Here is a 19,425-nt window from a genome sequence, read left to right on the forward strand (position 1 = left end):
TCCGGTTCGATAGGATCGGAAACGCGCCTGGTCGATCTCAGCTGGCGAGGTCGAACAGCCGGTTATAGGCCTGGAAACCCTTTTCCTCGGCGAGGGCGACGACTTCGTCTTCCTCGAGGACGCGGGTGCCGACGACATATTGGCCGCGAAACTCCTTGCCCTCGATCACGCGGTGATAGACCGGGCGGTGCGTCTTGCGGAGGAATTGCGCCGCTTCGCTGGCGAGGCCGGGGCTGATCGCGGGCACGTGCTGCTTGGGCAGTGCGGCGCTGGCGAACGGCCGGATCGACGCGGTGCAGCCGGTTTCCTTGCGCCAGCGGGTGATGGTCTTCTCGCCGACGCCATATTTGTCCGCAAGCTGCCGGTTGGTCTTGGAGGCGGCGTGATCGGTGAAGTCAGAAGGACAAGTGAGAAGGGCCATGGTCGCTATCGAAAAAGTTTGTGGGACTGCGCTGGAAGCGCGCTGCACGCCATTTGGCGATTGTGACAGATTTATCAACCCCCGAACGTCTTTATTCGGCCTTCACCGAGGGGAATTGCCCTTCCTTATGACACAGGATGGCGTGGGTCCGGCCTCTTCCAACCCCAACAAGTGGCGCGAATCGGGTCCAGCGCGCTGCTTCGGCCTCCCGATTCAGTCGGCCGCCGGCACGTCGCTTTCGCCCTCGATCTGCAGGGCGTCGCTTTCCGCTTCCTCGAAGTCCCCGCCGGCGCCGGCAAAGGCGGCGCGGAGCTGCGCCAGGTCGACCGCTTTCTCCCAGCGGGCGACGACGATCGCGGCGACGGCATTGCCGGTGAAGTTGGTGAGCGAGCGGCATTCGCTCATGAAACGGTCGACGCCCAGGATCAGCGCCATGCCGGCCACCGGCACGGTCGGCAGGACGGAAAGAGTGGCGGCAAGGGTGATGAAGCCCGATCCGGTGACGCCGGCCGCGCCCTTGGAGCTCAATATGGCGACGGCCATCAGCAGCGCCTGATCGCCGAAGCTGAGCGGCGTGTTGGTCGCCTGCGCGATGAACAAGGCGGCGAGCGACATGTAGATGTTGGTGCCGTCCAGGTTGAAGCTGTAGCCGGTGGGCACGACCAGGCCGACGATCGGCTTGGGGCAGCCGGCGCGTTCCAGCTTCTCCATCAGCAGCGGCATCGCGCTTTCCGAGCTGGAGGTGCCGAGCACCAGCAGCAGCTCGTCCTTGATGTAGCGGATGAGGCCGAAGATGGAAAAGCCCGCCGCCCGTGCCACCAGCCCCAGTATGACCAGCACGAAGATCAGCGACGTCGCGTAGAAGGTAAGGACGAGCTCGGCGAGATTGACGAGCGATTCGATGCCGAACGCGCCGATCGTATAGGCCATCGCCCCGAACGCGCCGATCGGCGCCGCATACATCAATATGTGGACGATGCGGAAGACGATGGCGGTCAGCGTCCGGAGCGTCCCCAGCACCCGCTCGCCGCGATCGCCGAGCAGGGCCAAGGCGATGCCGAACAGGATGGCGACGAACAGCACCTGCAGGATCTGACCGGAGGTGAAGGCGCTGAAGAAGGTGTCGGGGATGATGTTCAGCACGAAGCCGGTGACGTTCTGCTCATGCGCCTTGCTGACATAATCGGCGACGGCACCCTGATCGAGCTCGGCCGGGTCGACATTCATGCCTTCGCCCGGGCGGAAGAGGTTGGCGACGACCAGGCCGACCATGAGGGCGAGGGTGGAGAAGGTGAGGAAATAGGCCATCGCCTTGGCGCCGACCCGCCCGAACGCCTTGAGATCCGCCATGCCGGCTATGCCCGTCACCACGGTCAGGAAGATGACCGGCGTGATGATCATCTTGACGAGCTTGATGAAAGCGTCGCCGAGCGGCTTCAGCGACGCGCCGAAGGCCGGGAACAGCCAGCCCGTCAGCACCCCAAGCGCGATGGCGACCAGCACCTGGAAATAAAGCGTCTTCCAGAAGCGTTGCCCCGCCATACCTTCCAGCTCCCCTTGTGCCCGAATCCCCGTCCGGTGCGCCCTCCCATCTGCCCGATACGCAAGCGGGCGGGAAGTGGCCTCGCCGCCGGCGCCGATGCTGGGCACAATTGCTGGGCGCGGGCGGGTGAAGGTGGCGGGGCCGGATTGCGCGGCGGGCGCGGCCCTGTCAGAAAGCGGCGATGCAGGTCCGCTCAGGCTCGGGCCGCCTTCCGGAACAGGCCGGCCGAAAGGAGCCAGAGGAAGGTGAACAGGACGGTCCCGAGCGCGGCCTCGTAACGGCCGGCATCGGCCGGCGCCCCCAGACCCGCGGCTACCGCGACCACGCCGATCAGCAGCTGCAGGCCGGCGGCGGCGAACATGGCGCGCGCCATGCCGGCGGGCCGGAAGCGCGCCACAGCCGAAGCGAGCAAGGCAATGGCGATCAGGCCCGGGAACAGCAGATTGGCGGGATTGTCCTCGTCACCCAGAAAGCCGACGGCGCCGTTCACCCAGAGGAGGAGGATGGCGGCGAGCATCGCGGCGCCGGCGCCGGCCCGGTAGGCGAGACTGTCCGACGCGCGCACCGCCAGTTCCAGCACGAGCCCCGCGCCCCCCAATATGAGGCCCGCGAAAGCGAAGTCCCAAAAGCTCCATGCCATCTCGCTCATGAACTGCATCGCGGCAAAATGGAGGAGCAGCACGAGCGCGGCGCCGCCCCAGCCAATCACCCGCCAGGGGATGCCGCCCCCTCCGCCGCCATTGCTTCCGCGCATCGATCCCCTCCTTGCGGTGAACGAGGCCTCCGCCTGCCACGGCCATCCGGCGACCGTCATGAGCAAAAGATGAGATTTTGATGAGCAACATTTAATTCGGGGACGCTATACTATTTTCCGGTCCATCCGACGCCTGCTCGCAAGCGTCTCCGATGGGCGCGGAGCACGGTCAATAAATAGTATAGTGTCCCCGAATTATTTGAGTTTGAGGCGGAGGAAGCCCATCGCGCCGATCGGGTTCTGGCCGCCATAAAGCGGCGCGAGGCCGTCGGGGAGGAAGTTGACGGAGACCAGGCCGCCAATGCCCAGGGCGACATGGTCCGCGATCGGCACGTCGCGCACCGCGCCCAGCGAGGCCTTGCCGACGCGATAGGCCGGGCCATGATGGGCAAGATCGAGCAATTCCCGGTTTTCGGTCATTTCCGCGCGGCCGAACAAGGTCCATTCCTCGTGCTTGAGCGAGGCCTCGGCGACGAAGGCGTCGTCCTTGTGATGCTCGACGATCTTGCGGCCCCAGGCGAGGGTGCCGGCGAGCTTCCAGCCGGGCGCGATCGCCTTTGCGTAAAGGACGCTCGCGGACCATCTCGTCTGGTCGAGGCCGGGCTCGAGCTGCTCCGGATCGACGAACCGGCCCCAGCTTCCTTGCAGCGAAAGCGTCCGCGTCGGGTTGAAGGACAAGCGTATCGCCGTCGAATCCAGCGGGCCGGTTTCGATGTTCCAGCGATGCTGGTCGGGCTCGCGGGCGTTGAAGCGGCTCCCCTCCAGCTTGACGCGGCCCAGCACCAGGCCCGCCGTGACGACGCCGAAGCTGATATGGGTGGAATCGAGCCAGTGATGGCTGATCGGGGCTTCGGGCGACGCCATGATGGCCTCGCGGTGCATGAAGGCGGGCGGGCCGAAGGCGGGCTCGCCCGGCAGGCCGGCATAGAGGAAGAGGCTGCCGTCCGGCCCCACATCCTGCGATACGGACGCGGACAGTTCCATGAAGAAATCGTGCGGATGCTGCCGGTCGATCAGCCGGTCGGTGCCATCGGCGGTCTCGCCGCTGGCCAGCAGCAGCGGATAACCGCTCCTGCCCATCAGCGGATCGGGGCTGATCATGGCCTTGAGCTGGATCATGCCATCGCCCAGCGGCCGTTGCGCCATGCCCATCAGCATGCCCGAGGCGAAGAGCTTGTCGTCGCCGCGACGGCCGCCTTGATGGTCGTAGACGAGGTTGAGGACACCATGACCCATCAGCGTCCAGCCGCCCATGCGGCCCATGATCCCGTCATGGCCGGACGCATCCGGCTGCCAGGCCGTGCCCGATGCCTCCCGCGTCATGGAATAGGGGCCGTATGCGCCCCGGGCGGGGCCATGGGCTTGCGCCGCCGGCCCGTGATCCATTTGCGAATGGTCCATCGGGGGCTCCGGCGTCGTCACCGGCGCCGGCTCCGGCGTCGGCGCCTCCGGCCCGGGATGGTGATGCTGGGCCGAAGCGGGCATCGCGCCGAGTGTGGCCACGCCGGCAAGGCCGGCAGCGGCAAGATAGACGAATTTCATGCAATCTCTCCTGTCGGGACCGCCAGCCAGCGCCCGATCCTTTCCGTCACAGCCCCGCTCCACTTCACAGCCCCGCTCCCCCTCACAGCCCCGCTCCATGCGAACGCCCGAGGGCCATCCACAGCGCCATGCCGATCATCATCAGGTTTTCGGTCAGCGAGACGAAGCCGAGCGGCACATTGCTCGCGCCGCCGACGCAGGCGCATTTCAGTTCGCGCCTGTCGATATAGACCGCCTTGACCACGGACACGGCGCCGACCGTGCCGATGAAGAGGGCGATCGGCACGGAGAGCCAGGTCAGCGCACCGGCGATCATGAGGATGCCGGCAAGGCCTTCGGCGAACGGATAGATGTATGAATAAGGCACCCATCGCCTCGCCAGCAGGTCGTAATTGAGGAACATCGTCGCGAAGCTTTCGACATTCTGGAGCTTCAGCAGCGCCAGCACGGCCATGGAGAAGGCGATGAACCATTCGGCAGCGCGCAGGCTGAACGCCTGGCCGGTCGCGGCGTAAGCGGCGGCGATCGCCATCGCTGCCGTGATCGCGAACAGGGCGACGACCGGGCGGTAGCTGGTCGCCTTGGGGTCCGCCACGCGCTTGCCGAGGAAGCGGCGCAGATCGTCATGCCCGCCGATGCGCGTGCCGCCTATGAAGATTTGCGGCGTCGTCTCGACCCCGTGCGCGGCCTTGAAGGCATCGGTCTCGGCGCGGGTGGTGAGGTGATGATCCTCGACCGCATATCCCGATCGCTCGAGCAGATGCTTCGCTTTCAGCCCATAAGGGCAGACATGATCCGGCATCACCATGCGGTGGATCGCCGCCTTGTTGCCAAGTCTTTTCCGGTCCGCTTCGTCGGGCATTGCGCCACTCCTTGTCATTGGCTTGTCATTGAGCCGAAGACGCTATAGCATCCGTACCATGGTACGGAGTCAAGAGATACATTCCCTGACCATCGGCGGGCTTGCCGGGGCAGGGGGCGTGGGGGTGGAAACGATCCGTTTCTACCAGCGCAAGTGCCTGCTGGCGACGCCGGCGCGGGATGGCGGCATCCGGCGCTACGGGGCCGGGGACCTGCGCCGGCTGCGCTTCATCCGCCAGGCCCAGGCGGCGGGCTTCACCCTGGAGGAGATAGGCGAATTGCTCCGCCTCGATGCAAGCGAAGATCGCGCCCGCGTCCGCACGCTTGCCCAGGCGCGGGTCGACGCCCTGGACGCGAAGATCGAAGAGCTGGAACGTGCCCGCGATGCGCTCCGGCGGCTGGCGCGGGAATGCGGCAAGGGCAAAGCCGGGCCGTGCCCGATCCTCGCCTCGTTCGAAAGATAGGCGCCGCGGTCCGGATAGGCCGGCAAGGCGGGTTCAGCCGCTTCGGCCCAGTGTCATCATGTCATCGCCTGCGCGACGACGCTCTTGAGCGTGGCCGGCTGGAACGGCTTTTGCACGACATGGACGTCCGGATGGTCCTCGCGCACTTGCCAGGCGGTCGTCGTCACGAACACCATCCTGGTCCCGCGTCCGGCGCAGATCGAACGCACCGCGTCGATTCCCTGTTTCGTTCCCAGCCTCAGGCTCGAGGATATGAGGTCCGGACAGCGCCGCAACGCAAGGGCCGCGGCTTCTTCGGCGCAATCGGCGACATCGAAGGAGGTGAAGCCGAGCTCCCGCAGCGCATCCTCGATCGCCATGGCGATCCAGGCATTCTGTTCGATGATCAGAGCGTGCATGCGCATGTCCCGCAATAGGGCGGGAGCGCTCCGTCTCTCAGCCGCAGGCGCCCGATAAACGGCCAGCGATTCCGATAGAACGTCCTTAACAAGGATCAGTTGCGAAAGAGCCAAGAAATTTATTCGGGGACACTATACTAATTAACCCGGAAATTTATTCGGGGACGCTATACTAATCAATCCGGGGAGTCCGCGAGGACCGCACCGCATCGGTGAGCCAAATAAAATAGTATAGTGTCCCCGAATTAAGTTTCGGGGCGGGCCAGCGCATTGGCCTTGCGACGCGGCGCTCGGGGGCCGTAAGATAAGACGAGCTGGGGAGGATATTCGTGAAAAAGAGCCTGTCATTCGCTTCCATCGCCGCCATCGCCACGCCCGCCATGGTTCTGGCGGCTGCGCCGGACGCGGCCCGGGAAGCAAGGGTCGATGCGGTGTTCGCGGCCTATGGTCCCTCGGTGCCGGGCTGCGCGGTGGGCGTGGAGCAGGACGGCCGGACCCTGTTCGCGCGCGGCTATGGCGTTGCCGATCTTGAGGCGAAGCGGCCGCTGACGCCCGCCTCCAGCGTCTATATGGCCTCCGTATCCAAGCAGGTCGCCGCGATGGCCGTGCTGCTCCTGGTCGAGGACGGCAAGCTCCGGCTGGACGATCGCGCGCGGTCCATCATTCCCGAGCTTCCGGCTTATGCCGACCAGGTGACGGTGCGGCAATTGCTCACCCACAATAGCGGCCTCCGCGACTTCTTCACGCTCGGCGGGATCAGCGGCTATGCCGACGATCGTCCCTATAGCGAGAAGGACGTGCTGGACCTGCTCGGCCGGCAGCAGGGCCTCGATTTCGAGCCCGACACCGATCATCTCTACAGCAATAGCGGCTATGTCGCCTTGTCGCTGATCGTCCAGCGCGTCTCCGGCCAGCGGCTCGACGATTTCGCGCGGGCGCGGATCTTCAACCCGCTCGGCATGACCAAGACGCGCTTCCAGCACGATCATACCCAGCCGGTTCCGGACAAGGCCAATGGCTATGTGAAGGCCGGCGAGGGCTGGAAGCTGTCCAATTCCTATCTCGACGTGGTCGGCGACGGCGGTCTTTATTCCACCACCGGCGACATGCTGCGCTGGATCGCCAATATGGACGGCGGCAAGGTCGGCGCGCCATCGGTTGCCCTGATGCGCGAATCCGCGCGGCTGAAGGACGGCACGCCGACCGGCTACGGCATGGGGCTCGCCCCCGGCTCCTATCGCGGGCTTCCGCTCGTCCAGCATGGCGGCGGCCTCGCCGGCTATCGGACCATGACCTATTGGTTCCCCACCGAGAAACTGGGCATCGTCATTTCCTGCAACAATGGCGAGGCCTCTTCGGGCGCGCTCGCATCGAAAGTCGCGGACATCTATCTCGACGGCAAGCTGAAGCCGCAGACCGTGCTGAGCGATGTCGCGCCCGACGAGGCGGCGCGTCCGCTCGCCGGCGTCTATCGCGACAAAGGCGGGATGTATTTCGAACTGGCGCTGAACGACGGCAAGCTTGCCACCGTTCGCCCGCCCTGGTCGCTCGCGCAATTGTCCCCGGGCGTGTTCGCGCTGCCGACCGATCCGGATGGCGTCCGCTTCCGCTTCGATGCGGATGGCAAGGGTTTCAGCCTGGCATCCGAAGGCGGTCGCGCCCGCCGCTTCGAGCGGGTCGAGAAGCAGGCGACGACGGGCGCCGAGGCCGCCGCTTATGTCGGTTCCTACCAAAGCCCGGAAGTGCCGGCGCCGATCACCATCCGCCAGGATGGCGGGCTGAAGCTGAAGATCGGCGAGCTGCCGGAACTTCCCCTGTTCCAGACCGCGCCCGATCGCCTGTGGGCGCCCGACGCCGGCCTGGAATTGCTGTTCATCCGCGACGCGGCCGGCACAGCCGACAAGCTCCTGCTCAACGCCGGCCGCGCGCGCGGCCTCAAATATGCGCGGACCGGCTCCTGACCCGATAAATCGGATAAATCGGGGACACTATACTAATTACCCGGAAAATCCGGTCGGGCGGCGAGGGGCTAAAATTAGTATAGTGTCCCCGAATATTCCGAATATTGCCGCTTGACCTCGCGATCCTTTTTCGAGCCTTTGTCGCGTAGGAGACAATCTTGCTGGCGCGCCGCGCTAGGATCGGCGTTCAATTTCGGAGTTTCATCATGAAGATCGTCCGGATCGTCCAGATCGTGATAGGCGCGCTCATCGTGGCGCTTGGCGGCCTGTGGCTGCTCCAGGGCTCCGGCCTGGTCGTGATCGAGCCGATCGCCTGCGTCGCCGATTGCGAGCCGCTGGTCGGGCCGTCGCTGCCCTGGGCCCTCGCCGGCATCGTCGCCCTGCTGATCGGCGGCTTCCTGCTGTGGCGGGGTCTGAAGCGCGGCTGAGCAAGGCGCCGCGCCAGCATCGGCTTTCGGGACCTGGCCGAGGATGAAAGCTTGCTCCCCCGCAGCGCCGCCAATATTCGGTCTTCACCGAAACCGGGGAGCGGCGAATGGCGCTGATTCTGCATTATCATCCTTTGTCCTCCTGCTGCTGGAAGGTGCTGATCGCACTTTACGAAAAGGACACACCGTTCGAGGCGAGGATGGTCGATTTCGGCGACGAGGAGGGAAGGCGGCGCTTCCTCGCGCTCTGGCCGACGGGCAAGATACCGTTGCTGCAGGACGGGGATCGGATCGTGCCGGAAACGTCGGTGATGATCGACTATCTGGACCGGCGCGATCCGGGGCGGATCCGGTTGCTGCCGCAGGATGCGGAGGCGCAGCTCGAGGTGCGGCTGCTCGACCGGCTGTTCGACCTTTATGTGATGACGCCGATGCAGCAGATCGTGGCCCAGGCGCTTCGCCCGGAAGAGGAACGCGATCCCCGGGCGACGGCCGAAGCCCATAAGGTACTGGCCATGGCCTATGCCATGATCGACGCGCGGATCGGCGATCGTGCCTGGGCAGCGGGGGCGGCGTTCAGCCTGGCCGATTGCGCGGCGGCGCCGTCGCTTTTCTACGCCAATATCCTGCTGCCGTTCGGCGAGGAGCACAGGCGGCTGGCGGCTTATGCCCGCGCCTTGATGGCACGGCCTTCGGTCCGGCGCGTCATCGACGAGGCCAGGCCCTATTTCCGCTTCTTCCCGCTCCAGGATCTTCTGCCGGCCGAATATAAGGATGAGGCGTGACGCCCAGGGGGGTGGCGGGCGGGCCGCGCTTCTGCTCGACGGCTATTTGCTGCGGCGTGAGCTGAAGCGCGACTGATCCGACCTGACCGGCCACCCCTTCGCGACCCGGTCCTGCCCGCCCATCGGCACGATGACGACCGACACATAGTCAATCTGATTATGCCGAAACCGCCTGCGCCTTCACTTTTCCGATCTCCGGTTTCGCCTCCGCCGGGGACTGGCTGGGCAGTCCACGATACAGAATGGCGGCGAGCGCCTCGCGATAGGCGTCCGCCGTCATCTTCTGATGGACGAGGTCCAGGATCGACGTCCCGGACGCAACGACGGTAAGGAATATCGCGATCGACGCGGGGGGGAGGTCGTCGGGCACTTTTCCCGCCTTTTGATGTACTTCCACCGCTTCGGTCACAAGCGCCTGGGCGCGCTCGGCCGCCTCCTCGAAGGCGGATTTCAAGCCCTTGTTGCGCTGTCCGTAGACGAGCAATTCCATGTAGACGTCGAACGGCATGCCCTGCGCCTCGATCGCCTTCAACGAGGCATATTGAGCATTGATGATCGCATCGAGAAGGTTGGGAACGTCCTTAAGGTTCTCCAGCAGATGGTCGCGCGTGGCATGGGCGTGGACGACGAGGTCGTGGAGCAGTCCGTCACGCGACTTGAAATAATAATAGAGCGTCCCGGAACTGACCTTTGCCGCCCGACAGATGTCGTCGGTCGAAGTGAATTGGACGCCCTTTTTCGCGAAACATCGCAACGCGGCGCGCATGATATGCTCACGCTTCTGCTGAACCATCACCGGGTCCTTCTTACGCATTCGTCACTCCGTCCAATCCAACCATCCGTAGCCGCAATCGCCGGTTGGGCGAAAGGCGCTTGACCAAGTTCTGCATCCACTTCATATATCGGGCGCCCGCCCGAATAAAGAGGGCGTGACGAATATTGTGGGGAGTGAAGAGGATGGCGAGCTTCGAATCAGGACCCGTCTGGTCGGGACGTAGTGCAAATCCGGCAAGCCGCGGGCGGCGGATGAGGTGGCTGGCGACGGCGGCCTTGGCCGCGCCAGCCTTCTGCGCCGCGCCGGCCTTCGCGCAGGGCCAGCAAGCGGTGGGCGAAACAGCACTCCAGGACGAAGCCGAAATCGTCGTCACCGCGCAAAAGCGCGAGGAATCGGTGCGTGACGTGCCGCAGTCGCTGATTGTCGCATCAGGCGAGGAGCTGACCAGCAAGGGCATTCAGAGCCTCGAGGATCTCGCCGGCCAGTTTCCCGGCGTCACCACCTACAGTTTCGGCGGCGCTGGTCAGAACCAGATCAACATACGCGGCGTAACGATCGGCTTCGATACGGCCTCGACGGTCGCCACCTATATCGATGACGTGCCGTTCGGTTCCGGTTCGGCTTATTCCGGCTTGTCGCAGATTGGCCTTGAGCTGGGCACTTTCGACGTCCAGCGTGTGGAATTGCTGCGCGGTCCACAGGGTACCTTGTACGGTGCGACCGCCATGGGCGGCCTGCTCAAATATGTGTTGAACGAAGCCGATCCGGGTGAATTCGCCGCGACGTTACAAGCGGAAGGAACGGCCCATTCACGCAGCGAAGCCTATGCCCTGCGCGGGGCGCTCAACACACCTATCATCGCTGATAAGCTCGCGATCCGCGTCACCGGCCTCCATGCCCGTGATGGTGGCCTGGTCGACAACGTCGCTACCGGCGAAAAGACGGTCGACAGCTGGGACAAGCAGGTGGGCCGCATCTCGCTCGCCTTCACGCCCAGCGACCGGCTCACCTTGCGCGCTACCGCGCTTGTTCAAAATCTTGATCGCGACGGCTCGAGTGAAGTCTATTACAGCCGGGTCACCGGCAAGCCAGTTCATGGCGACTTCACCCACAGCCAGCCAAACGATTCCTTTTTCCGCCAGAAAGGACAGCTTTACTCGCTGAGCGGTGACTATGACCTCGGTTTCGCCAGTCTCCAGGCGACGATCGGCCATCAGCGACTGGAGAACGATCTGCTCCAGGATGTCAGCGAGGCCTATCCGGCGATATTGAGCGCCTTCTTCCCGATCGATGCTGCAACTGTACTGACGCGCCTCTATCTCAAGAAGACGACTGCGGAAGTCCGGCTTGCCTCCAGCGGCAAGCAGAAGCTCGAATATATTGCCGGCCTTTACTATACCGACGAGAATATCGAAAAATTCCAGAACCTCGCCGGCTATTTCGGCGGAGAGCTGCTGCCGATCGACATCGGCACTTTCCGCATCCCGGCCACCTATAAGGAAATGGCCGCTTACGCGAACGCCACCTATCATTTCACCGACCGCTTCGATGCCACCTTCGGCTTGCGTGTCAGCCGCAACGATCAGGATTTCGAACAGTTCGGCTCCGGTTTGATCGGCGCGTCGAACCCGGGATCCTCTGCCAAGGACACGGTCGTCACTTATCTCGGCACCGTTCGTTATCATCTCTCCGACGACAACATGCTCTATGCGCGGGCGGCGAACGGCTATCGTCCCGGAGGCCCCAACCTGGTCGTCTCGGACCCGGTCACCGGCCTGCCGTTGGGCGCGATCGCCTTCGAGCCGGACAGCTTGTGGAATTATGAGATTGGCGTGAAGCTGCGTCCGGCACGCTGGCTGACCGCGGACGTGTCGGCCTTTTACATCGATTGGTCGAACATTCAGCTGGGCGCGATACGCAACGGTATCGGCGTCTTCGCCAATGGCGGTACCGCCAGGAGCCAAGGCATCGAATTCGCCTTCACCGCCCGTCCGACGCCGAAGCTGACGATGAGCCTGCTCGGCGCATGGATCGATGCCGAGCTGACCGAGGATGCGCCCAACGTCAACGGCGTCGACGGTGAGCGGCTGCCAAACACGCCGCGTTGGTCCTTGTCAGCGGCGGCCGACTATCGGATTTTCCAGAGCGACAATATTTCGGGCTCGATCGGCGCGGGCTGGAAATATCTGGGCAAGCGTACGACCGGCTTCGACGCCAATCCGAACTTTCCGCAATATGTGCTCCCGGACTTCCACAGCGTCGACCTGCGCGCGGGGCTGGAAGCCAGGCATTGGACGCTCGATCTCTTCGTCCGCAACCTGTTTGACGAGCGCGGCCAGCTGTCGGCGTCGACCGGCTTCGCATTCGCCGGCGGACCGGCGCGCGTCAATGTCATCCAGCCCCGCACTTTCGGCGCAATCCTGACTACGCGCTTCTGATAGGGAGACGGAGACATCATGATCGCCCCGCCCGAAACACGCCCGACGACGGCGGACGAGCCGCTCGCGCCCGATGACCTTCTCGAATTGCGCTTCGTCCGCGATGCGCAATTGTCGCCGGACGGGCGGCGGGCGGCAGCGATCCTGTCGCGTGCGGACCGCCCCAGCGACGGCGAATTTTTCGAGCTGGTGCTGATCGACACGGCAAGCGGCGCGCACGATCCGCTCGTCACCGCCGATGTCCATGTGGCCGGGCCGTCCTGGTCGCCGGACGGGAGCAAGCTGGCTTATATCCGCCTGGACGGCGGGCCGCCGCGTATCTGCATCCACGATGTCGCCACCGGCGGGATCGCCGAGACGGCGGTCGAGGGCGGCGCGCCGCAGCCGCCGCTGGCCTGGTCGCCGGACGGCGCGCGGCTGGCACTGACCGTCACCAGCGTCCGGCCGCCGGCGCCCGGGATCCATCGCATCACCAAGCTGGGCTACCGGGTCGAGGGGATCGGGTTCGTCGATCAGCTCAGCCAGCGTATCGACATATTGGAGGTGGCCAGCGGCGCGATCGCCTGCATCACCGAAGGGCTCGGCAATTGCTCGAACCCGCAATTCAGCCCGACCGGCGACAGGTTGATGTTCGGCGCGATCGAAGGCGCGGCGCGGCCCGGCGGGGGCAGCGCGCCATTGCCGCACATTCTCCACTTCGCCGATGGTCTTGTGACCCGTCCGCTCGGCGAGGACTGGCATGTCACGACGACATCCTGGCTGCCCGACGGCCGGAGGCTGCTGATATTCGGCGCCTATCGCTCCACCCTGGCGGTGCCGGTCAGCGTCCTTTACACCTTCGATCTCGACACCGGTGCCTTCCAGCTTCGGACCCCGGACCTGCAGGCCCAGATCGGCATGCGCGTTCATGAAGATACGCCGATCTGGGAAATCAGCTTCACCCGCGGCCTCGAAATCATCGACGACGATCATCTCTTCGCAAGCGTCCAGGCCGGCGGCGAGACGCAGATCTGGCGGATCGCGCTCAGTGGCCCGCCGAATTTGGAGCCGGTCGTCACCGGCAACCGCGCCTGCCTCTTGCTGGGCGCGACGGCCGATAGCTTATTGTTCCTGGCGAGCGACGCCTTTCGTCCCGGCGACCTCTGCCTTGCCCGATTGCCGTCGGGCGAGGAGCAGCGGCTGACCGCGCTCAACGACCATGTGCTCGCCGCTTGGCCGCAGCTGGCCATCCGGCACCTCCCGGTCACCAGCCCCGACGGGCTCGAATTCGACGCCTGGTGTCTGGCGCCGAAGGGTGAAGAGGGGCCGCTCCCGACGATCATGTTCATCCATGGCGGCCCGTTCCTCGCGGTCGGCCATGCCTTTCGCTACGATTTCCACATGCTCGCCTCGCGCGGCTGGGGGATCGTATTCGCCAATTTCCGCGGCTCGGCCGGCTATGGCGAGGCCTTCCAGCGCAAGATCATCGGCGATTGGGCCGGCCGCGGCTTTCCCGATCACATGGCCGTGGTCGATGCGGCGGTCGCTTCCGGCCTCGCCGATCCCGAACGGCTCGGCGTCTGGGGCGCGTCGCATGGCGGCCTCGCCACCGCCTGGATCGTCGGCCACACCAGCCGCTTCCGCGCTGCGGTCGCCGAAGCCTCGGTCACCAATTATGCGACCCTTTATTATCTCAGCGACCTTGGCGACGGCTTCGCGCGCGATCTCGGCGGGCTGCCGCACGAAATCCCCGACATGTATCGCTCGCGCTCGCCGCTCACCTTCGCCCATCGCTGCACGACGCCGACCCTGATGCTGCACGGCGAAGAGGATTATCGCTGCCCGATCGCCGAGGCCGAGCAATTCTTTCGCGTCCTGATCGACGTCGGCTGCACCACCGAACTCGTCCGCATCCCGCGCTGCAACCATATGGGCGACGCCCACGGCCCCTTGAGCGCCCGGGTCGGGCAGAACGAGGCATTGGCCGACTGGTTCGAACGTTATTTGTGACGGAGATGAAAGCGGCTGGCGGCGCTGATGCGGTAAAGCCGGCCAGTCCGGAAGCTCGTCGGGTCGCGGCCGGAGGTCCGGGAACAGGCTGGGCCTGGTATGGCTTGGCGGTGCTGATCGGCACCACGGTCTTCGCTTATGTCGATCGTCAGATCATCTATCTTATCGCACCCTCGCTGCAGTTGCGATTCGGCTGGACCGATCTTCAACTCGGCGTGCTACAGGGCCTGGGCCTGGCCTTGTTCGCAAGCGTCGCCGGCTATCCGATCGGCTGGCTTGCCGATCGCTTTGGGCGGCGGCGCGTGCTTGCCGCCTGCGTCATGGTCTGGTCCGCCTCCACGGCAGCCGCCGCATTCCAGAACAGTTTCAGCGGGCTCTTTGCGGCAACCGTCGGGATTGCCGTCGGCGAGGCGGCGCTGACGCCGATCATCTTTGCCATGATCCCGGACCTGTTTCCCGAGCGGCACCGCGGCAATGCCAATTTTATCTTCTGGGGCGCTGCGGCCCTCGGCGCCTCGGCGGGGCTGGGCTTGGGCGGGATCCTGCTCGATTGGCTCTCAGATCATCAACAGCAGCTTCCGGGGCCGCTCGGCGCGATGGAGAGCTGGCGGACCGCCTTGATCCTGGTCGCCGCTCCGGCGCCTCTCGTCCTCCTTCTGCTGACGACGATCAGGATGCGGCCGAGGACCGGTCTGCCTGCCGGATCGCAGGACCCGGGCCCTGACCTCGATCGGATCGCTCCGTTCGCACGGGCGAACATGCGGATGCTTCTGTGCCTCTACGGCGCGGTCGCGGCTTATGGTCTGCCGCTCATGGCGGGTTTCATCTGGTTGCCGGTGGCGCTGCCGCGCATCTTCGGCGTGGCGCCGGCGACCGTTGGAATCGAAATGGGACTCGTCACGGCGGTTGCTGCGATCGCCGGAATGGCGCTGCCTGCTGTGGGAAGCAGGATATTGCGCCAGTCGACGATCCTCAATTCGGTCCGGATGGCGATCGTCTTTTCACTGCTCGGGACCATCCCAACCCTGGCGCTGCCATTCGCGTCCGCGGCCTGGCAGGTCTATGGCCTCGTCGGGGTGCAATTCTCGCTCGGCCTTGCGGTCGGTGCGTTGATGCCTGGATTGGTGCAGCTTATCAGCCCGCCCGGCCTTCGCGCGCGATTGCTCGTCATCCTCGGGGTCGTCGCCGCCTTGGCTCAAGGTCTTTCGCCCGTTTTTGTCGGGGGCATTTCGGGAATGATGGACAGCCCACACGGTGTGCTGACGGCGCTTGCGATCGTAGGGCTACCGGGTTGGTTCCTCACGGCAATCTTGATGATGTTTGCGCGCCGCCCCTTGGCCGCGGCCGTCACGGCGCCATGACCGCAGACGTTCCGACAGAGCCGTAAAGATATGGGCGATGCCAATGCCCTGCGAGCGTGCGGTAGGGCATTGGCCGACCCGACTCGAACGGGGTTTTTCGAGGGCCGGGCCGGATGGTCAGCTGCGGTAAGGAGCGCTCGGTCCGCTCTCTCGTGATCTTGGCATCGTGGGCGGCCCTTCCAAGGATCTTCCCGCTTTTAATAGGGACAGTATATATTTATTGCGCCGTTGGGATCCTCTCGCTATTCCTTTGTGATGCCCCGCACCGCTCGCTTGGTCGTTCCCGGCATCCCGCATCACGTCACCCAACGCGGCAATCGCTGCCAGCAGACCTTCTTCGGCGAGGAGGATTATCGTCTCTATTGCGACTTGCTTGCCGAATGGGCGCAAAAGTCGGGCACCGCGATCTGGGCGTGGTGCCTGATGCCCAATCACGTCCACCTCCTGCTGGTTCCCGCGGACGAGGATGGACTTCGCGCGACGCTCGGCGAGACTCATCGCCGTTACACGAGGCGCATCAATCAACGTGAAGGGTGGCGCGGCCATTTGTGGCAGAGCCGGTTCGCCAGCTTCGCCATGGATGAAGCCTGGTTGCGGGCCGGCTTTCGTTATGTCGAGCTCAATCCAGTGCGGGCGCGCCTCGTCGCGCGCCCCGAGCAATGGCGCTGGTCGAGCGCGAGAGCCCATCTCGGGCTCGCCGCGGACGGACTGACCGACCCTGCGCCGGGGCTGGCGCGGGTCGACGATTGGCCGGCCTTTCTTGCCGAAGGGCTGGGCGACGAGGAGCATGACGCGATCCGGGGACGGGAACGCAGCGGCTGGCCGTTGGGGAGGGCGAAGTTTCTCGATGCGGTTGCGCAGAAGACCGGGCGGGAGGTGGGGCCGAAGCCTCGGGGACGGCCAAGGAAAGTCGCGAGCATTCCAGTCGCTTAAACATATACTGTCCCTATTTGTTGCAGTCGCTTAAATATATACTGTCCCTATTTTGCGCTATTTTGCCTGTCCCTATTTTGCGCTGTCCCTATTTTGTGGGGACTGTCCCCATTTTGCGGGGATCGCGCCGGGCGAAGCGGATTCCCGTGGCCGGGCGGCGCTGCTAAAGCCGGCACATGTCGGTCAACTCCGTTCTGGATCTGAGTGCCCATTCCGGACGGCCGGTGATCCTGCTCTGCGCGCCGGCGGGATTTGGAAAGACGGCGGCGATCGATGCGTTCGCGGCCCAGCGCGATGCGCAGGGAATCGCCCTGCTGCGGCTGGATGCGACGGATCAGGCCGACAGCATTCTGAGCGCAGTGCGTGACCATGCCGCCGCCGGAGCGACCATGATCATCGATGATGCCGATCGCTTGCACGAGGCCGCCCGCAACGGCCTTCGCGAAGCGTTCGAGGCGGGCGCGAAGCAGGCGCGGCTGATCCTTGCGGCGCGTCACGCGGAAGGCCTGCATTTCGGGCGCTGGCACATTTCAGGCAATGCCGTCCTGCTCGACGGACAGGCGCTCGCCCTGCGCCGCAGCCAGTTGACCAGCCTGTGGACCGGGCGGCTGACCGCGGAACAGATCCGCCGGGTCGATCTGCTTGCCGAAGGTTGGGCCGCTCCGGCCCAGTTGCTCGCCTCCTGGGCGGCATCCGGAGGGTCGTTCGACGAGGATGGCCTCTATCTGCGGCGCAGTCTGGTGGCCAATTTCGTGCGCGAGGAGATATTGGCCGACCTCCCCGATGGCTGGCTTCCCCTGATCGAGGCGCTCGGTGTCCCGGCCAGCTTCGATGCGGATCTGGCGAGGCGGCTCGGCGGCGAGGCGATCGGCTTTTCCATCCCGCGCCTGGAAGGGCGGTTCGGTCCGCTGCTGATCGATGGAGAGGAGAAAGGGGTCTATCGCTTCAATGCCTTGCTGCGCCTGGTGCTCGGCCAAGGCCGGCAGGATCGGTCGGCGGAACAGAGACGGCTTTCCGAGCAGCGCATCGCCGATTGGGCGCTCGATAAAGGCGACATTCTGACGGCGGCGCAGATCGGCGCCGCCGATCCGTCCGGGCACCGCCTGATCGATTATGTCCAGCGCGTCGGCGGCCTGCGGCTCTGGCTGACCCGCGGCTATGACGATCTGCGCGCGGTGGTGGCCATCGCCGACCGCCTTGGCGACCGGCATCCCCGGCTACAGCTCATGCGCTGCGTCGTCCTCTTGAAGGACGGGCGGGTCGGCGAGGCCGCGCGCCTGTACGAGGCGGCGGTCGCCGCGCTTCCGCCGGACCGGGACGGCGCGCGCGACGCCGCCTTGGTTCACGCCACGATGCTCGTCTACGGCTGCCGGAGTGCGTCGCCGGACGACGATGCCATCTTCCGCCGGATGCGTGCTTATGAGGGCGATCCGGCGTGGAAGACCATGTTGCCGACCTTGCTGGCGGTGCGCCATTCCCAGCAAGGCGATCTCGATCAGGCGATGGCCGATATCGTCGAGGCGCGCAGCCACGCACAGGCCTCCGGCATCACCTACAACCTCATGTTCCTCGAGGTTCACCGGGCGATCGTCGCGCAGGCGCGCGGGCAATTGGCCGAGGCGCGGACATTGGTCGCCACCGCACGCCGGCGCTGGCGCGCCGCCTATCGCGAGGATCGTGGGGCCGAAACGGCGATTTCCGCCGTCGCCGCCCAGATCGCCTTCGAGCAGGGCCGCTGGGCCGAGGCGGAACGCCATGTCCAGCGTTCCGGACGGCGCCTGCCCGGGTCGGAAGCCTGGTTCGACATCTATATCGCCGCCTTCGAGCCCATGATCCGCCTGCAGGCCTTCGATCATGGCGTCGGCGCGGCGCTTGCCACCCTGGCCAATGTCCAGCGCCAGCTGATGGATCAGAGCCTGGAGCGTGTCGCCCATTTGCTCGACGCGCTCGCCGCCTGTCTGCACGGGGAGGAATGGCTGCGCACCGGCCATCCGGACCATGGCGAGGCACTTGCCTCCGTGTCGCCCGATCCACCCGATGCGCTGGCGACCTGGCAGGAGCGGGAGTTCGGCCTTCTCGCCAAATCCTATGCTGCTTTGGCCGGCGGCGATGTCCCGTTGGCCCGCACCCACCTCGACAGCCTCTTGCGCTTTGCCCGCCGCCGCGGCCTGCGCCGTGCCGAGCTTCGTGCACTGCTGCTCTTGACCGCGGTCGCCGATAGGGAGGGTGACGACAAGGCCGGCGCGCGCGCCTTTCGGTCGGCGCTTGCCCTCGCCGCCGAATGCCAGGCACGGGCCGTGTTCCGGATCATCGGCGGCCCTGCGGTGGCGCGGCACCTCGCCGCGGTCCGGGCGAAGCCGCCGGCGGCCATGGCCGCCTTCGTCGCCAGCCTTCCATCCGCCGCCGATGGCGAAGCCCGGGAATTGCGGCTGACGAAGCGGGAGCGACAGGTTCTTTCGGAGCTGGCGGCCGGCGGATCCGACAAGATGATCGGCCGCCGCATGGGGATGAGCGAGCATGCCGTCCGGTTTCACCTGAAGAATCTGTTCAAGAAGTTCGGCGTCCGCGATCGGGCAGCCGCCGCCTCGCGCTATCAGGCCCTGCCACACGACGTTTCCTGAAAAACCTCCTAAGTAGGATTCGAAACCTCCCAAGATCCGGCTTTGGCTTTCCGCCGCGCTTGTGGCCTTTTGAAGGGGCAGGCCGCGGCCGATGACAAGGCCGGACAGGCTCGAAGGCCAGGCGTCCGGTCCGGGCGCGGCAGGACAATGA

The 19,425-nt window shown here is 65.3% G+C and carries 16 protein-coding genes; 9 read left to right on the plus strand and 7 right to left on the minus strand.

What is annotated here, in order from left to right; translation table 11 throughout:
* Positions 1-37: 37 nt before the first annotated feature.
* The 5 genes from RQX22_RS13950 to RQX22_RS13970 form a co-directional block, all read right to left on the minus strand.
* Positions 38-421, minus strand: coding sequence for a hypothetical protein (locus tag RQX22_RS13950; RefSeq protein ID WP_315727161.1), 384 nt, complete (start codon positions 419-421; stop codon positions 38-40).
* A gap of 213 nt (positions 422-634) precedes the next feature.
* The gene (locus RQX22_RS13955; protein ID WP_315727162.1) at positions 635-1,963 is read right to left on the minus strand and encodes a dicarboxylate/amino acid:cation symporter; all 1,329 of its coding nucleotides are present in this window, start codon (positions 1,961-1,963) and stop codon (positions 635-637) included.
* 194 nt (positions 1,964-2,157) lie between these two features.
* On the minus strand, positions 2,158-2,718 hold the full coding sequence (locus tag RQX22_RS13960) for a hypothetical protein (protein ID WP_315727163.1): 561 nt from the start codon (positions 2,716-2,718) through the stop codon (positions 2,158-2,160).
* 195 nt (positions 2,719-2,913) lie between these two features.
* Positions 2,914-4,260: a hypothetical protein gene (locus RQX22_RS13965; protein ID WP_315727164.1), complete on the minus strand. Its 1,347-nt coding sequence runs from the start codon at positions 4,258-4,260 to the stop codon at positions 2,914-2,916.
* Positions 4,261-4,342: 82 nt separating this feature from the next.
* Positions 4,343-5,122 (minus strand): glutaredoxin family protein, encoded by a 780-nt coding sequence (locus RQX22_RS13970; protein WP_315727165.1) that lies wholly within the window; start codon positions 5,120-5,122, stop codon positions 4,343-4,345.
* A gap of 58 nt (positions 5,123-5,180) precedes the next feature.
* On the opposite strand from RQX22_RS13970, the gene RQX22_RS13975 reads away from it, so the two are divergent.
* The gene (locus RQX22_RS13975; protein WP_315727166.1) at positions 5,181-5,585 is read left to right on the plus strand and encodes a MerR family DNA-binding protein; all 405 of its coding nucleotides are present in this window, start codon (positions 5,181-5,183) and stop codon (positions 5,583-5,585) included.
* 56 nt (positions 5,586-5,641) lie between these two features.
* On the opposite strand, the gene RQX22_RS13980 is transcribed toward RQX22_RS13975, so the two are convergent.
* Positions 5,642-5,989 carry a response regulator gene (locus RQX22_RS13980; protein ID WP_315727167.1) on the minus strand — a complete coding sequence of 116 codons (348 nt, stop codon included), beginning with the start codon at positions 5,987-5,989 and terminating at the stop codon, positions 5,642-5,644.
* Positions 5,990-6,312: 323 nt separating this feature from the next.
* On the opposite strand from RQX22_RS13980, the gene RQX22_RS13985 reads away from it, so the two are divergent.
* The 3 genes from RQX22_RS13985 (at position 6,313) to RQX22_RS13995 (ending at position 9,157) form a co-directional block, all read left to right on the plus strand.
* Positions 6,313-7,944 (plus strand): serine hydrolase domain-containing protein, encoded by a 1,632-nt coding sequence (locus tag RQX22_RS13985; protein WP_315727168.1) that lies wholly within the window; start codon positions 6,313-6,315, stop codon positions 7,942-7,944.
* A 206-nt stretch (positions 7,945-8,150) separates the two neighbouring features.
* Positions 8,151-8,372, plus strand: a complete 222-nt coding sequence (locus tag RQX22_RS13990) for a hypothetical protein (RefSeq protein ID WP_315727169.1) — start codon at positions 8,151-8,153, stop codon at positions 8,370-8,372.
* Positions 8,373-8,485: 113 nt separating this feature from the next.
* Complete coding sequence (locus RQX22_RS13995) at positions 8,486-9,157, plus strand: glutathione S-transferase family protein (RefSeq protein ID WP_315727327.1); 672 nt, start codon at positions 8,486-8,488, stop codon at positions 9,155-9,157.
* A 157-nt stretch (positions 9,158-9,314) separates the two neighbouring features.
* Here RQX22_RS13995 and RQX22_RS14000 read toward each other — a convergent pair whose 3' ends face one another.
* Positions 9,315-9,971: a TetR/AcrR family transcriptional regulator gene (locus RQX22_RS14000; protein WP_315727170.1), complete on the minus strand. Its 657-nt coding sequence runs from the start codon at positions 9,969-9,971 to the stop codon at positions 9,315-9,317.
* A 143-nt stretch (positions 9,972-10,114) separates the two neighbouring features.
* Here RQX22_RS14000 and RQX22_RS14005 point away from each other — a divergent pair, with 143 nt between their 5' ends.
* The 5 genes from RQX22_RS14005 (at position 10,115) to RQX22_RS14025 (ending at position 19,274) form a co-directional block, all read left to right on the plus strand.
* A complete protein-coding gene (locus tag RQX22_RS14005; RefSeq protein ID WP_315727171.1) occupies positions 10,115-12,370 on the plus strand; it encodes a TonB-dependent receptor in 2,256 nt (751 codons plus the stop codon).
* An 18-nt stretch (positions 12,371-12,388) separates the two neighbouring features.
* Positions 12,389-14,359 carry a S9 family peptidase gene (locus tag RQX22_RS14010; protein ID WP_315727172.1) on the plus strand — a complete coding sequence of 657 codons (1,971 nt, stop codon included), beginning with the start codon at positions 12,389-12,391 and terminating at the stop codon, positions 14,357-14,359.
* 5 nt (positions 14,360-14,364) lie between these two features.
* A complete protein-coding gene (locus tag RQX22_RS14015) occupies positions 14,365-15,720 on the plus strand; it encodes an MFS transporter (protein ID WP_315727173.1) in 1,356 nt (451 codons plus the stop codon).
* Positions 15,721-15,975: 255 nt separating this feature from the next.
* Positions 15,976-16,653 carry a transposase gene (locus tag RQX22_RS14020; protein ID WP_315727174.1) on the plus strand — a complete coding sequence of 226 codons (678 nt, stop codon included), beginning with the start codon at positions 15,976-15,978 and terminating at the stop codon, positions 16,651-16,653.
* Positions 16,654-16,829: 176 nt separating this feature from the next.
* Entirely contained in the window at positions 16,830-19,274 is a 2,445-nt protein-coding gene (locus RQX22_RS14025; RefSeq protein ID WP_315727175.1) for a LuxR C-terminal-related transcriptional regulator, read from the plus strand.
* The last annotated feature ends 151 nt before the right edge of the window (positions 19,275-19,425 follow it).

Source organism: Sphingosinicella rhizophila (assembly GCF_032378825.1).
GTDB classification, from domain to species: Bacteria; Pseudomonadota; Alphaproteobacteria; order Sphingomonadales; family Sphingomonadaceae; genus Allosphingosinicella; species Allosphingosinicella rhizophila.